General features: G+C 63.0%; 12 protein-coding genes. All 12 read right to left on the reverse strand.

Annotated features, from left to right (window positions below; translation table 11 throughout):
- Nucleotides 1-120 precede the first annotated feature (120 nt).
- Nucleotides 121-1,332 (reverse strand): glycosyltransferase family 4 protein, encoded by a 1,212-nt coding sequence (locus Q7T26_08260; protein ID MDO8532145.1) that lies wholly within the window; start codon nucleotides 1,330-1,332, stop codon nucleotides 121-123.
- Between the two features lie 31 nt (nucleotides 1,333-1,363).
- On the reverse strand, nucleotides 1,364-2,563 hold the full coding sequence (locus tag Q7T26_08265; GenBank protein MDO8532146.1) for a glycosyltransferase: 1,200 nt from the start codon (nucleotides 2,561-2,563) through the stop codon (nucleotides 1,364-1,366).
- 63 nt (nucleotides 2,564-2,626) lie between these two features.
- Nucleotides 2,627-3,589 (reverse strand): glycosyltransferase, encoded by a 963-nt coding sequence (locus Q7T26_08270; GenBank protein ID MDO8532147.1) that lies wholly within the window; start codon nucleotides 3,587-3,589, stop codon nucleotides 2,627-2,629.
- A complete protein-coding gene (gene rfbD, locus Q7T26_08275; GenBank protein MDO8532148.1) occupies nucleotides 3,586-4,446 on the reverse strand; it encodes a dTDP-4-dehydrorhamnose reductase in 861 nt (286 codons plus the stop codon). Before rfbD ends, Q7T26_08270 begins: the two co-directional genes overlap by 4 nt.
- Nucleotides 4,447-4,555: 109 nt before the next feature.
- Nucleotides 4,556-5,653, reverse strand: a complete 1,098-nt coding sequence (locus Q7T26_08280; protein ID MDO8532149.1) for an SDR family oxidoreductase — start codon at nucleotides 5,651-5,653, stop codon at nucleotides 4,556-4,558.
- Complete coding sequence (locus Q7T26_08285) at nucleotides 5,650-6,315, reverse strand: methyltransferase domain-containing protein (protein ID MDO8532150.1); 666 nt, start codon at nucleotides 6,313-6,315, stop codon at nucleotides 5,650-5,652. Before Q7T26_08285 ends, Q7T26_08280 begins: the two co-directional genes overlap by 4 nt.
- Nucleotides 6,316-6,330: 15 nt before the next feature.
- Nucleotides 6,331-6,780, reverse strand: coding sequence for a dTDP-4-dehydrorhamnose 3,5-epimerase family protein (locus Q7T26_08290; protein ID MDO8532151.1), 450 nt, complete (start codon nucleotides 6,778-6,780; stop codon nucleotides 6,331-6,333).
- Between the two features lie 66 nt (nucleotides 6,781-6,846).
- Nucleotides 6,847-8,331, reverse strand: a complete 1,485-nt coding sequence (locus Q7T26_08295; protein ID MDO8532152.1) for a lipopolysaccharide biosynthesis protein — start codon at nucleotides 8,329-8,331, stop codon at nucleotides 6,847-6,849.
- A complete protein-coding gene (locus Q7T26_08300) occupies nucleotides 8,328-9,308 on the reverse strand; it encodes a glycosyltransferase family 2 protein (protein MDO8532153.1) in 981 nt (326 codons plus the stop codon). The genes Q7T26_08295 and Q7T26_08300 overlap by 4 nt, the downstream gene beginning before the upstream one ends.
- Nucleotides 9,309-9,322: 14 nt before the next feature.
- Nucleotides 9,323-9,778, reverse strand: coding sequence for a dTDP-4-dehydrorhamnose 3,5-epimerase family protein (locus tag Q7T26_08305; protein ID MDO8532154.1), 456 nt, complete (start codon nucleotides 9,776-9,778; stop codon nucleotides 9,323-9,325).
- On the reverse strand, nucleotides 9,775-10,839 hold the full coding sequence (rfbB, locus tag Q7T26_08310) for a dTDP-glucose 4,6-dehydratase (protein ID MDO8532155.1): 1,065 nt from the start codon (nucleotides 10,837-10,839) through the stop codon (nucleotides 9,775-9,777). The genes Q7T26_08305 and rfbB overlap by 4 nt, the downstream gene beginning before the upstream one ends.
- Nucleotides 10,840-10,843: 4 nt before the next feature.
- The coding region (locus Q7T26_08315) for a glucose-1-phosphate thymidylyltransferase (protein MDO8532156.1) at nucleotides 10,844-11,759 on the reverse strand (916 nt) is incomplete at its 5' end.

Here is an 11,759-nt window from a genome sequence, read left to right on the forward strand (position 1 = left end):
ACGCGAGGAGGCAGCAGGATCGCGGACTCGGCGCGCAACTGTTTCTCAGCATAGTGGGCCGCTGTTACCCTGTCAAGAGACGGCTTTCGACACAAGCTCAAGGCAACGTCCGGCGGATGCCTAGAGGCGCTCCTTCAGGACTGCATGGTAGAGATGGTCTATCTCGTCAGCGACGCGCTTCCATGAATACATTTCCGCGTGCCGCCTCAAGGCCTCGCGGTCCCACGCTTTGTCCACCGCCAGAGCGATGGCCCGGGCCAAGCTAGACTGGTCGCCTGGAGGAACAAGGACTCCCTGCTCGCCGTCGTGCACCATTTCCGGGATTCCGCCGACCCGCGAGGCTACGACCGGCGTACCGCAGGCGAGAGCTTCCAGCAGTACGAGCCCAAACGACTCGTAATGGCTGGTGGATACGACTACGTTGCAGGCGTTCATCCACAGAGGGAGCTCGGCGTAAGGCCTGCTGCCCAGTACATGGATGTGATTATCCAGGCCTTCCTTCACAACTGCCTGCCTGACAGGCTCCAGAAGCTCGCCATCTCCAAGAAGCACGGCCTCCACATCGGCCCTCTCCTGGCGCAAAAGCTTCATGGCTCCTACCAGACACAGCGGGTCCTTAACGTGGGTCATACGACCGATGAAGAGGACGATGCGATTGTGTTGGGATAGGCCCAGATGACGACGAGCTGCGGCTCGCTCCTGTGGACGGAACCGCTCTATATCAACCCCGTTGGGCATCACTGTCACGCGTTCCTCTGGTACGCCCAGAGCGATTGCTTTACGGGAGAGGTCTTGGCTGACGGCGATCACTCTTGAGCTATGGCGAAGCGATTGGACGAGACGCCCGCGGGTTCGAGGAGAATAGAACTGTGAAGCGAAAGATGGGATATCGCTATATGCGCGGGCATCTCCCGCGCCCCCGAAGACGTTGATGTCGAATCCGTGCAGCGTAACCACGAGCGGAACGCCCAGGTCTCGCGCGACAAGATGTCCTACGTACCCCGCTGGATAGCCCGGGTGCGCATGAATGATATCTGGCGACAGGCGTTGGCGCTTGAGGGCGCGTCGCACCGCCGTGTAGGCAAGGTACACGTTCAGGGAATCGAAGCGCCAGGGCAGGCCGGGGTATCGGATGTAATGCACACAGCCCGTCGGCAAATCTATATCTGGAGGCAGCGTTACAGTTGGCAGGCCACTTCTGACAAGCCAGCCTTGTGACAGGAAGGGAAAGACTACTGGGACTAAGACAGTGACATCCATGCGGCGCGCCAGTTCCACTGCCTGTCCTGCGACAAACCGGCCGCTGCTTGGAGAGTTGGAGGACGGAAACATTTCGGACAGGAGCAGCAGCTTCATGGCGTGTTCAGGCTCGCTGCGCGGAGGCAGCCGTCAGGACTTCCGCCAGGGTCTGGCGCGTCAGATGCTCCCACGAGTGCTCCTGGGCCAGCTCCGCTCCGCGCCGCAGCCGGTCGGGTGAGGGATGCTCCAGCGCGGCGCAGACTGCTGCCTCGAACTCCGAGGGGCTTTCCGCAATATAGACCACCTCGGCGTACTTCTCTACCTCGGGAATCCGGGTGGCGACCACGGGCCTGCCCGCCGCCATGTACTCCCATAGCTTCAGCGGGTTGCGCGCCGCGTTCCAGGGGTGCACACTGAACGGGATGAGCGCCACGTCAAATCCCTTCAGAAAAGAGGGCAGACGCCGTCTCTCGACCCAGCCGATGAAGTGCACGTTGCCCCGGCCCGTCAGTCGGCGGCGCGTATCCGCCGAGACGTCCTCCGCGGGGCCTACCAGGACCAGCGACCACTCCGGACGCCGCCCGGCCAGTTCCTCCAGCAAGGAATAGTCCAGGGTCGTCTCGCTGGCGTTGCCGACGAAGCCGATGCGCGGACTTGGTATGGATTCCAGCTCCTTTGCGACGGGCAACGCTGGCAGGCGGGCGCGGGCGAAAAGGTCGTAGTCCACGCCGTTCGGAGTATAGACGACACGCGAGTGCCGCGCTGATCGGCTCCGATACAGGGAATCGGACGTGGTCAGGACCAGGCCTGCTTTCGTCAGAAGGGTATCCTCCTGCTTCGCCAGTTCAGGCAGCGGAGCGCCGTCGTGTTGGGACCGGGTGTACTCGTCGTAACACTCGTACACGACGAAGGAGTCGCGCGCCAGACCGACCCGGGAGACCTGCTCCGGGCGGAAGACCCACTCAATGCGCCGCGCGTCAGGTGGCCCTGTTCGGCGCAACGCGTCCTCAATCTGCGCGGTCAGCGTGCGCTTGCGCATCTGCGCAAGCAACGGCAGGCGGCCGGCGCCGGGTAGCCATACGATGGGAGTCAGCAGCGCCATGTTCTCGGAGAGGCGGCGCACTCGGGTCTTGTTCCGCGCCCTGGACAGTTCCAGCACCGAAAGCATGGGGTTGACCAGCAGGACGTGCGCCTGGCCGAGGGCATTGCGGGCCAGGGCCTCCAGCATGGGCCTTCGGTGGAAGGTGTCCCATGTGTGGACCAAGTACACGATGATATGGTAGCGGGACTGGCCCGCGGGGGTCCCCACACTCACGTCCTCCATAGCCGAGCGCCTCATGTCTGGAGACGTGGGCACGGGCGTGACCGCGAGGGAGAAAACACCGTGTCAGGCGGGGGCATGGGACGCGTCCGGAACGTGCGCGGGACGTCTGAGCGCCGCGAGGATAGCCCTGTCGGAGAGCTTGCGGTCTCTCTGTGCGGCCCGGCGCGCTCGCCAGATCAGGGGCATACGCCGCGCCGCATCCCAGTAGGCGCCGAGGCGGTGCACGTCTCCAGTGGCCGCTGCTTTGAGCAGGCGCGGGGGCGCCCACAGGAAGAACTGAAGCAGGAGGCCGGGGTCGGCAATGTTCTGCAGGATGAAGATCACCGCTCCCCTTTCACGTATTCGTCGCCGTGCGCCGTCTGAGTACATCTTATTGAGCGTTGCGCCGCCGGGATGAAAGACCACGCTGCGGGGCTCGAAAAGTATCTTGTAGCCACGCATCCAGGCCAAATAGGAAAGGGCTATATCCTGGTAGTACTCCGGCCAGTACGTGATGTCGTAGCCGCCCAGCAGCAGAAATTTCTCGCGGTCATAGGCTGCCGCGCCGCCGTGCGCCATGAGCGTGGGGCCGGAGCCGCCCGGCTGGCCGGTGCGGCCGGTGCCGAGGAGGCCACGGTGAAAGACCCCGGGGCATGGCTCCATACAGGCCTCCGCGGGGTTGTCCGACACGACCTTGGGTGTGGTCGCGAAAACAGTCGGGTCGTTCAGGCCTTCCAGGAGAGGTGGAATGAAGTCCGGCTGAACGCGAATGTCGTTATTGAGCAGGATGACGTAGTCGTGGGAGCAGGCGCGGACGGCGTCGTTGTAGGAGAAGAGACGACGGTTCTGGGCCATGCGCATGACTTTGACGTCCGGGAACTTCGCCTGCACGAACGCGACGCTGTCGTCGCTGCTGGCGTTGTCCACGACAATCACGTCGTGACGGGCGCCCGCGTAGCGAGCCGCCGCTACGACTCCGGGGATGTTCTCCTCCAGGAGGGGCCTTCCGTTGTAGTTCAGGACAAGAATGGCGCAGGTGCGGTTCACAGCTCCGGGTGCCTCACGCGCAGATAGTCTTCCAGCGCCTGCCGCCAGGGGCGCGGCAGGGATAGGCCGGCCCGCTTCAAGTTCCGATTCGCCAGGACTGAGTAAGCGGGGCGGCGCGCTTTCGCTCCGAACTGTGCGCTGGTGACGGGTTGGACATCCACGTTCAAATGGGCGAGTCGGAATATGGTCTGAGTGAAATTGTACCACGAGCAGGAGCCGCTGCTGGTCACGTGGTACAAGCCGTACCGGTCGGTCCCGAGCAATTCTACTACCTTGTTCGCCAGGTCACGCGTGTATGTGGGAGACAGGGTCTGGTCGTTGACGACGCGGATGGGAGCGCCCTGCTGGGCGAGCCGCAGCATGGTCTCCACAAAGTTGCCCCCCTTGCCGCTGGCGCCCGCGACGCCGTACAGTCCGGATGTGCGGACGAGGAAGTAGCGGGGACACAAGGTCCGCACGAAGTACTCCCCCGCGAGCTTGGACACGCCATAGACGCTGAGCGGGCCGGGAGCGTCGTCCTCCCCATAAGCGCGCCCTTTGGAGCCACTGAACACGTAGTCCGTGCTGAAGTGCATGAGGACGATATCCAGTTCTCTCGACAGGAGCGCCAGATTGCGCACGGCCAGGGTGTTTACCTCGAAGGGTTTGACGACCTCGTCCTCGCACACGTCCACCTTGTGGAATGCGCTGGTGTTGATGACCACGTCCGGGTGGTGACGCTCCAGCGCCGAACGCACCGCCGCATAGTCGCATACATCGAGTTGCTGATGGGTAAGGGGAACGGTGTCCGAAGGCGGCAGGACCTTCAGCAGGTCTGTGGCAAGCTGTCCAGCAGCGCCGATCAGGAGAACGCGCATCGTCTTTGGTCCCTCGTGTCCAGAGTCAGGCCGCAGCGAGGCTTACAGCGCTCGCGAGAGGTTGCCCTCCATTTTGGGCGCTGCCAATGAAAGGAGCGCCCGGGGAGGCCTACTTGCCCCGGCTTCGTGCCTGGGGAAGACGTACCAGTTTGCCGCTCTTGTCCTCCGGCAGGTCGAATATGTAGCCCGTGAGTTTGACGATGCGGTCCGCCTCCTCCAGGAGCTGCATCCAGCGGATGTTGTAATGGCGAGGGCTGTCGAAGTCGTCGCAGTGGTACTTGGCGATGCCGGCTACCATGTCCCGCACGGCGTCTTCGATGGAAATGAGGGGCTTGAATTCCAGGGCGCTCAGGATTTTCTTTCCGGACACCCGATAGTTCCGGACGCCTCGATAGCTATAGTCCACCTTTACCTGTGCGTTGATGCTCAGGGCGGTGAACGTCTCCCGCACCCGCAGGCTGGCCTCCGATATCCGGAGATTGTCATACACCACGTTGAAAATCTGGCCGCTGACCTTCTCCTCCGTGGCCTCCAGGCAAAGGATATACGCCCGCGCGGCATCCTTGACGGCGACCAGGGGGCGCCACATCTCGCCGCCATAGAAGAGGGTCATGTGGCCTCGGGAGAGCACGTCCTTGACGAATGTGTTGATGACCAGGTCATACCGCATGCGCGGGCTGAACCCAAAGAGCGTGCCCATGCGCAGAACCACGGGGGAAAAGCGCGGGTCCTTCAGGCCGAGAACGGCCTTTTCCGCCAGGTATTTGGATGACGAGTACGCAGCCTTAGGCGCGACGGGTGAGTCTTCATCCAGGAGGATGTCCTTCTCCTGCGTTCCCACCCCTACGTCGTAGATGGAGCAGGACGATGCGAGGACGTGCCGCCGGATACCCCTCTCCTGACACAGGCGGGCCAGGCTTTCCGCGGCCACGGTGTTCATCTGGTAGTTCGCTTGGGGGTTGTATTCAGCCGTGGGGTCGTTGGAGAGGCCTGCCAGGTTGATGACGGCGTCCACGCCTTCCAGGGCCGCGGGGTCCATCTGCCGGACGTCGCCGACCATCAGCTCCAGCCTGTCGCGCACCTCGTGCAGCCCTCCCTCACCGAAGAAGAGGCGATCGAAGACGCGGACGGCGTAGCCGCGCTCCAGAAGCTCGTTGACCAGGACGCAGCCCAGGTAGCCCGCTCCGCCTACAACGAGGATTTTCATGGTGATTCTCCTTGTTTTGTCTTGACCGCTTCGCATAAAAGGTCCGCAGCCATCCGGTACTTGAAATCAAGCGGCGCGTGGATACTCTCCGTGGCCTGGACCCGGATGACCCGGAAGCCGGCATTTTCTACCGCGTTCCGTAGGGATGCCTCCGTGAACCCATTGGTATGCCGCATGCCTTCCGCATCGTCGCCGAACACGAATACCATGCCCCAACCCTGCCTGTACGCGTCGTCGCCCTCCAAGAACGCCCTGGCGGCTATCTCGAAGTTCGGGCAGCGGATGACCAGTTTCCCGCCGGGCTGCAGGACGCGGCGCCACTCCCTGAGTGCCCTCCCGACCTCCGCTCTCGGGAGGTGTTCAATCATGTGGCTGGTGTGAATCTCCGTCGCGGAGTTGTCGGCAAAGGTGGTCAACGAGCGGGCGTCCTGGCGGACGTCGGCGGAAGGGCTCAGACTGTCCACGTTGATATAGTCCCACAACGGCATGTCGCCGCAGCCCAGATTCAGCCTGACGATGCCCTGTTTACGGAGGGCCGCCAAATAACGGCGCCTGCCCATGCGGTCCACGAACCGCTTGGTGAAGGGCAGGACGCGGTACAACTGGAGTCGGAGCGGGAGCAACCGCTGCCAGAGGCCGTGTGTGGCTGGCTGTCTGCTCATGCCGGAGTCCAGAAGCTATCGGCCTTTCACCGTCCAGACGTCGCCAAAGGAGTCCGGAGGGATGCGCACTTCGTCTGGCTTTTGCCGATTGTACACTTCGCTGGCGATGCTGACCATCTGGGTGTCGTCCTCCAGGGACATCCATCCGTGAAAGACCCCGGGCGGGACCAGAACAATGCTGGGGTTATGCGCCGAGACAATGAAAGTGTTCACTTCCTTGTAGGTCGGGCTCTCTGGTCTGTCGTCCACCAGCACAAACTTCGCTGAGCCGTGGCTGATGAAGAAATAGTCCCACATATGATAATGCTTGTGAAACGCCCGAATGGTGGCCCGTGTAAGATCGCCCACCATATAAACCTGGCCGAACTTGGGCAGGAAGGGGTCCGTGGCGCGGATAATCTCGATCAGGTAACCGCGGTCGTCCACGTGGGGCTCTAAAGGCACCTGCTGGACTCCCTGAATCATGGTCTCCTCCGCTCAGGCTGAGGTGATGGTTGCGCCTCTGCCAGCGACGAAAAGTAACAGTTCATGTTAGCTTTTTTTCGCTTTTTCCGCAAGCAGTCCGGCGATGGTCAGTCGCGGGTGAGAAGCCAGCGCTGCCGCGCGGGATCGCAGGTCGCTGTCGAGGAGCAGCAGCAGTCCCACATATGTGACGCCGAAGCCCACCGCCAGCATCAGGAAGCCGGGGATGCTCTCCGCTGGGACGGGCAGGTGAGGAGTCGCGGCCAGCCCTGCGGCGGCGAGCAGTCCAGCCAGCGCGAGGGGCCCGACGATGACGCCGATGTACTCCAGGGGACGGATGGCCAGCATGCGGTTTGTCCACAGGACGGAGACTATACCCAGCGCAAGGGCGACCGCGGTGATATAGACAGCGACACCCAGGGCGCCATAGCTCAGCGCCACAAAGTACAGCGCGGGGAACAGCGCGACAAACTTGACGATGTGGATGAGGAGCTGGCGGTGAGGCTTGCCCATGCCGTAGAAAACGCTACCTGTAGGGCCCACAATAGCTGATATGAGGCCAAAAAAAGACAGAGCCTGCAGCAGCGGGATGGCGGGCGCCCACTTGTCGCCGTAAAGCAGGCGCAGGAACGGCGGGCTGATGAGGACAAGGGCGAAGGCGAGCGGCGCGGCGAGGTAGGTGATATACCGAATGGTGGTCAGGTAGACGCGTTTGAGCTCCACAGGCTGGCCGCGCAGCCGAGTGTACACGGGCAGAATGACCGAATACAGGCTGTTCGTCACCATGGACTGGGGGTAATTGCCCAGGCGGTATGCGAAGTCATACTGACCCACGGTCACAACGCCCAGGGCGCGGCCGAGAATCGGCCTGTCCAGAGTCAGGATGAGGAAGATGAGTGCGTCGTTCAGGAATACAGAGTTCCCGAAGCGGAGCAACCGTTTCGCCACCGCCCAGTTGAAGTGGAATGACGGGCGGAAGGGGGAGATAACCCAGAAGATGGCGCCCTGGCAGACCATTTGCGCCAGTTGGGCATAGACGATGCTCCACACGCCCAGGCCCTGCACGGCGAGGATGACCGCTATCACCGTATAGACCAGCGTGCCCGCCAGCCCTGTCAAGGCGCGCACGCGGAACCGCAATTCCTTGATAAGCAGTGTCTCCTGTACGGATGTCAGACTATACAGGATGAAGCTCACGCCCAGGACTTGCACCACGGGTTGCATCGCGGGGCTGGCGAAGGCGCGCGCTGCCAGCGGCGCCGCCAGCAGCGACAGGGCCGCGAGCACGACCCCGGCCGCAAGCAGCAACCAGAAAGCGGTGGCGCTCGCTTCCGTGAGGTCGCGCTCCTCGTGAAGAAGCGCTATGCCCAGACCCAGGCCCCGGACCAGGGCGAGCCAGCCGATCACCAGGCTGGCAAGGCTGAAGATGCCCATGTCCGCCACGGGCACGTACTTCGCCAAGAGCAGGGTGGCGACCGCCGAAAGCGCCTGGCTGATGTAGGTAGCCCCTCCCGTCCAAAGGAAACCCCCTGCGATAGTCCGGCCGGACGTCACGGCGGGGGCGCCTGCGTGGGAAGGCGGCCAGACTCTGGGGCAGTCGCCGTCGTCCTGAGATAGGAGGCTATGGCCTGGTTGTCCCACCGGCGCGCCGCCAGGGTCTGGGGCAGGTGGACGAGGTTCCATCCCAGGGCGTAGGCCAGCAGGCCGGCGTTCACCAGCACGTTGGATGGCCGCAGCCGCCGGTGGTAGGCGAAGCCGCGGCTGGTGCGCGCAAAGGGGTTGCAGCTTATGTGGACGACGAGGGCGACTTGCCGCAGGATGACGCCCAGGCTCTCGTTCTTGATGAGATAGCGGATGCGGTTCCGCATGGTGAGAATGGATGCCTTCCAGGGTATCCGCTCGGATGACCCTTCCGAGTAGTGCCAGAGGGGGACGTTCACACGCGTCAGCGCAAAGCCCGCCCTGCGGGCTCTGGCCTCCAGGTCATCCTCCTCTCCATAGGCGAAGTAGGCATCATCCACCAGCCCTATGGCGCGGAGCATGTCCGTGGGAATGAACATCGCACAGCCGCCCACGTGCGTCGCAGGCTGGGGCTGGGCTGGTTGCCAGTCGCGGCATGCCTGCTCGAAGCGCTCGATAGGCTCCTTGCCGTACTCACCGAAGACGTGAAAGCCGACAACGCCCGCATGCGGATCAGCCTCGGCGGCGGCGACTGCTTTCGTCAGCCAGCGGGGATGCACCTTCATGTCGTTGTTCAGCAGGACGACATAGCGTGCGCCCTGGGCCATTGCGTAGCGGATGCCCACGTTGTTGCCTCCGGACCAGCCCAGGTTCTTTGCGTTGCGTAGCAGGACGACGCCGGGAAAGGAGGACTGGACATACGCGCACGAGCCGTCGCTGGACGCGTTGTCCACCACAATAACCTGGCATCGGGGGTAGTCCGTGGCCAGCACGGAGGGCAGGCAGTACCGTAGGTGGCGCAGCCCGTTCCAGTTCAGGATGACAACAGAGACCAGAGGCCAGGACTGCATCAAATGTCCATTTCCTAGCGCATCTTGATGGCCCAGTCGTAGGGGACCTGGTCGGAGTTCCACGGCAGGCGGTACTCGTCCGGGTCATTCCTGTCGTACAGCTTGTCCGGGAAGTTCAGCAGAAAAGATGGCTCGTCGCCCACGGTCTTGTAGCCGTGCACGACGCCGATGGGGACTTTGAGAACGACGGGGTTCTGCTCGCCGATGAAAAACTCCTGGACTTCCCCTTTTGTCGGCGAGCCATCGCGCTGATCGTACAGGACGATCTTGGTCATCCCCTTCACGGTGCAGAAGAAGTCGTTCTGCTTTTTGTGGTAGTGCCACGCGCGCACCACGCCTGGGTAGTTGAGTGACACGTAGGTCTGCGCGAAGCGCGTGAACAGGGGGTCGTCTGCGCGCAGTATCTCCATCAGGTAGCCACGCTCGTCCACGTTCGGCGTGAGCTTCTTGATTTCAACGCCATGAATCACTGCAGCCTCCTCGGAGACGCTATCCCCCTGCGCGCGCGCTGCTTTGTGGGCAACCGGCGTGCGTACTGGCGGGTATAGTACTGTGCGAAGTCGCCCTGCTTGATAGGACGCCACCACTGCGGGTTCTCGCGGTACCAGCGCACCGTCTTCTCCAGTGCGGCCTCGAAGGAGTGCGCTGGCTGCCAGCCCAGGTCGCGCATGCGCGAAGAGTCCAGGCTGTACCGCTGGTCATGGCCCTTCCGGTCTTCCACGAAGGTGATGAGGGACTCGGGCTTGCCCAGGATGCGCAGGATGGCGCGCGCCGTTTCCACGTTCGGACGCTCGTTGCTTCCCGCCACGTTGTAGATTTGCCCCGGCGCCCCGCGCCGCAGCGCCAAGTCAAGGGCCTCGCAGGCGTCTTCCACGTAGAGCCAATCCCTGATCTGCAGCCCCTGGCCATAGACGGGCAGAGGCTTGTCCTCCAGCGCGTTTGTAATAAACAGGGGGACCGCCTTCTCCGGGTACTGGTACGGCCCCACGTTGTTGGTCATCCGCACGGCCATGACAGGCAACTGGTGCGTCGTGTGGAACGCCATGCACATGAGGTCGGCGGAAGCCTTGCTGGCGGCGTAAGGGTTGCGAGGCCGCAGGGGGTCCGTCTCCCGCGCCGAGGCGCCGGGTGGCATTTCGCCATACACCTCATCCGTGGAGATATGCAGAAAGAGAGGGGTCTTGTGGCGCAGCGCCGCTCCCAGGAGGACCGATGTCCCGTACACGTTGGTCAGGACGAACGGGCTCTCATCCTGCAGCGAGCGGTCCACGTGCGTCTCCGCCGCGAAGTTGACGATGGTGTCAGCCTGGGGGACCAGGGAGTCCACGAGCGCCGTGTCGCAGATGTCGCCGTGGACGAAGCGGTAGCGCGGGTCTCCTTCCACGTCGCGGAGGCTGGCGGGATTGCCCGCGTACGTCAGCTTGTCCAAATTGATGACGCTCCAGTCCGGGTGCGTGCGCAGGGCGTAGCGGACAAAGTTGCCGCCGATGAATCCCGCGCCGCCTGTGATCAGCACCGTACGCGTGGTCATAGTCCTAACGAAGCTCGACTTTGCTGTGGTCACCCAGGACCATCTTGGACGCGGCAGGGCGGCGCGTGGCGCGGGACAACTCTACATAACGGCCAATAACGCTCTCCGTCAGACGGCCGGGGATGTTGACAATGGAGCTGTGCTCCAGGATGATGCAAAAGTCCACTTCGCTGCCCTCCACATGGCAGTCGTGGTAGATAGACGTATAGGGCCCGATATACGCATCTCGAATCAGTGTGTTCTCTCCAATGATACACGGCCCGTGCAATACGCTCTTCTCCACGCGCGCGCCCTTTTGAATGACCACGGTGCCCGTGGTGCGCGTCTCGGCGTCAACGGTCCCGTCGTTGCGGGCGGCGAGGCTCGCCAGGATGAGCCGGTTGGCGTTCAGCAGGTCGTCCTTCTTGCCCGTGTCTATCCACGGCGCCGTCAGGACCTGGTATCCCACCTCGCGTCCGTGCTCCAGCAAATAGCGGATGGCGTCGGTTATCTCCAGCTCGTTGCGCCCGGAAGGGCGTATGTGGTCTATGGCCTCAAAGACGGAGGGATCAAACATGTAGATGCCCACGATCGCGAGGTTGCTCGGCGGAGACTGGGGCTTCTCCTGAATAGAAACGATGCGGCCGTCCTTGAGGGCCACCACGCCGAAGTCCGCGGGGTTCGGCACCTCGTGCAAGAGTATCTGGCAGTTCTGGGCCTGGAAGCTTTCGACGAACGACTGGATGCCGCCCAGGATGAAGTTGTCGCCCAGGAAGACCACGAATCTGTCCTGTCCCACGAAGTCGCGCGCCAGGCCGACGGCGTGGGCTATCCCCAGCGGCGCGGACTGCTCGACGTAAGTCACGCGGGCGCCCAGGCTCGCGCCGTCGCCGACCGCAGCTTTGATCTGGTCGCCGGTCTCGCCGACGATGATGCAGATG

The organism is Dehalococcoidia bacterium (assembly GCA_030648205.1).
Taxonomy (GTDB): domain Bacteria; phylum Chloroflexota; class Dehalococcoidia; order JAUSIH01; family JAUSIH01; genus JAUSIH01.

Excerpts from the sequence above, each read along its gene's own strand:
- Q7T26_08280 (MDO8532149.1), bottom strand. The coding sequence starts at position 5,653 with ATGAAAATCCTCGTTGTAGGCGGAGCGGGCTACCTGGGCTGCGTCCTG.
- Q7T26_08290 (MDO8532151.1), bottom strand. The coding sequence starts at position 6,780 with ATGATTCAGGGAGTCCAGCAGGTGCCTTTAGAGCCCCACGTGGACGAC.
- rfbD (MDO8532148.1), bottom strand. The coding sequence starts at position 4,446 with ATGCGCGTTCTCCTGATCGGCGCTGCTGGACAGCTTGCCACAGACCTG.
- Q7T26_08285 (MDO8532150.1), bottom strand. The coding sequence starts at position 6,315 with ATGAGCAGACAGCCAGCCACACACGGCCTCTGGCAGCGGTTGCTCCCG.
- Q7T26_08260 (MDO8532145.1), bottom strand. The coding sequence starts at position 1,332 with ATGTTTCCGTCCTCCAACTCTCCAAGCAGCGGCCGGTTTGTCGCAGGA.
- rfbB (MDO8532155.1), bottom strand. The coding sequence starts at position 10,839 with ATGACCACGCGTACGGTGCTGATCACAGGCGGCGCGGGATTCATCGGC.
- Q7T26_08300 (MDO8532153.1), bottom strand. The coding sequence starts at position 9,308 with ATGCAGTCCTGGCCTCTGGTCTCTGTTGTCATCCTGAACTGGAACGGG.
- Q7T26_08265 (MDO8532146.1), bottom strand. The coding sequence starts at position 2,563 with ATGGAGGACGTGAGTGTGGGGACCCCCGCGGGCCAGTCCCGCTACCAT.